Annotated in this window: 5 protein-coding genes and 1 pseudogene; all 6 read right to left on the reverse strand. The window is 48.2% G+C overall.

What is annotated here, in order from left to right; all coding sequences use genetic code 11:
* Window positions 1-225: pseudogene (locus HMPREF3119_RS19565) on the reverse strand (exonuclease VIII); the annotation flags it as partial.
* Window positions 197-433, reverse strand: coding sequence for a hypothetical protein (locus tag HMPREF3119_RS00385; RefSeq protein ID WP_070577940.1), 237 nt, complete (start codon window positions 431-433; stop codon window positions 197-199). The pseudogene HMPREF3119_RS19565 and the gene HMPREF3119_RS00385, both read right to left, overlap by 29 nt.
* Window positions 430-702, reverse strand: coding sequence for a hypothetical protein (locus tag HMPREF3119_RS00390; protein ID WP_070577943.1), 273 nt, complete (start codon window positions 700-702; stop codon window positions 430-432). The genes HMPREF3119_RS00385 and HMPREF3119_RS00390 overlap by 4 nt, the downstream gene beginning before the upstream one ends.
* A gap of 9 nt (window positions 703-711) precedes the next feature.
* On the reverse strand, window positions 712-843 hold the full coding sequence (locus tag HMPREF3119_RS19925) for a hypothetical protein (RefSeq protein ID WP_256389734.1): 132 nt from the start codon (window positions 841-843) through the stop codon (window positions 712-714).
* A 69-nt stretch (window positions 844-912) separates the two neighbouring features.
* A complete protein-coding gene (locus tag HMPREF3119_RS00395; protein WP_046024057.1) occupies window positions 913-1296 on the reverse strand; it encodes a hypothetical protein in 384 nt (127 codons plus the stop codon).
* A 1-nt stretch (window position 1297) separates the two neighbouring features.
* The coding region (locus HMPREF3119_RS00400) for a DUF7446 family protein (protein WP_210388485.1) at window positions 1298-1559 on the reverse strand (262 nt) is incomplete at its 5' end.

Here is a 1559-nt window from a genome sequence, read left to right on the forward strand (position 1 = left end):
CCGATCCTTGACGTCTGGCAGCAAAATGAAATCCCTTTCAAATACCTGCGGCTCCAGCAGTGCTGCGTGAATTGCCGTGCCAATCTGTGCCGATTTACTTCCTTTAAATGGGTTGAAATACAGATTTGCAGGGCTGATGCTGATCGCCTTTATTGACGTGGAACCTATCGCTTCATCCTTGTGATAGTCCTCGTTACTAAGCCCACAATAAATTCCTGTTTCCATGCTGCTTACTCCGTTTTCTTAGAACTTTGTCGATTGCCTCCCTGATTTCGTTTTCCCTTTCAGTGCCGAGGTGCTCCAGCGTGTCCGTGCTGATTTCGAATATCACGTCCTGTGTGAACTCATCAAATTCGCATGACACGGCATCCTGCCATGCTGCATGCTCCAGCCGCCGCTCTTCCTGAGCATCCTGCGCTGCGTATGCGTTCATGCTGCGCTCCTCCCTGCAAGCTGTGCGATAACGTCCATGTCGAACCCTGCTTTCCGTAGCATGTCCACGATGTCGGCCGCATCCATGCGCTTTACCGTATCTTCCGTGATTACATCCCTGTAGCTTTCAACCAGAGCGATTACAGCCTCTGCACTTCCTGTGCTGATTCTGAGCTTGCTGGTTTCGTCAAAGTGAAGTTCCTGTTCACGCTGCAATGTCACCCGTGAGTGACAGGAGTTGACGTATGTGATTGCAATGTGTTGCTGCATAAATCCCCCTCATCTGGCGAACAACAGAACAACCGTCAGCGCCAGAAATGTAATTAACACCGGCTTTAAGCCTGATTTTTTACGTGCGAAACTCTCACTACAAAGCTTGTAGCGATGCTCCTGCTGTTTAAGCATGTTCATGTTGTTTACCTGCTGATATCCCGGGGTGGGATAGGGTGGGTTACTTCTGTGTGAAAGAGAGCAGGGCGGCTATTCCCGGCCCAGTGCTTTGTTGATTGCAGCCCTGGCTTGTTCTTCAACTTCCATCGCGTGACCAAGATAAAACCCGTCTGCGGTAACATCCATGCCGATGTTATTTGCGATGTTGATATATTTAGCCATTGATTCCTGGATGCCTTGCAGTGCTGATAATAACTCCGGCGCTGACGCTATTAAATTAGCGTTCGCCTTCGCGGCAATTGTCCCAATATCCTTACTGGCGCCTTCGTCACTAAAGTGCTCAAATCCTTTTTCATGCCACCTGCACAAGATGGCCAACCGACGGAAATTAGCGATAATAAATTGATCACTATCCATTATTGAGCCGCCACTATCAGTGATAGTCCACGGCCCCGGTGTACCTTTAAATTCCATGTTATTTCTCCACTTTCACACTGATGGTAATTTTCACCCCATCATTTGTTGTGTATTTTTCTTCATTCCCAGTTAAATACAGATGCTCGGCCACTGAGCGAACGGCATCATCAGTCACGGCAACTTTTCCTTTTGTCGCCTTTCTGGTGTCAGTGTTTACATTACCGAAATAAATATTTCCGCTCAGTGGTGAGCACCACATGCGCTTTTGCCATGCCATACTTCCTCCTATGCACTTCCCTGTGCTACGTGATGTCCGAATA

Source organism: Morganella sp. HMSC11D09 (assembly GCF_001807955.1).
Lineage (GTDB): Bacteria > Pseudomonadota > Gammaproteobacteria > Enterobacterales > Enterobacteriaceae > Morganella > Morganella morganii.

Bases quoted from the DNA above. Each gene is read 5' to 3' on its own strand.
- HMPREF3119_RS00390 (WP_070577943.1), bottom strand. From the start codon at position 702: ATGCAGCAACACATTGCAATCACATACGTCAACTCCTGTCACTCACGG.
- HMPREF3119_RS19925 (WP_256389734.1), bottom strand. From the start codon at position 843: ATGAACATGCTTAAACAGCAGGAGCATCGCTACAAGCTTTGTAGTGAG.
- HMPREF3119_RS00385 (WP_070577940.1), bottom strand. From the start codon at position 433: ATGAACGCATACGCAGCGCAGGATGCTCAGGAAGAGCGGCGGCTGGAG.
- HMPREF3119_RS00395 (WP_046024057.1), bottom strand. From the start codon at position 1,296: ATGGAATTTAAAGGTACACCGGGGCCGTGGACTATCACTGATAGTGGC.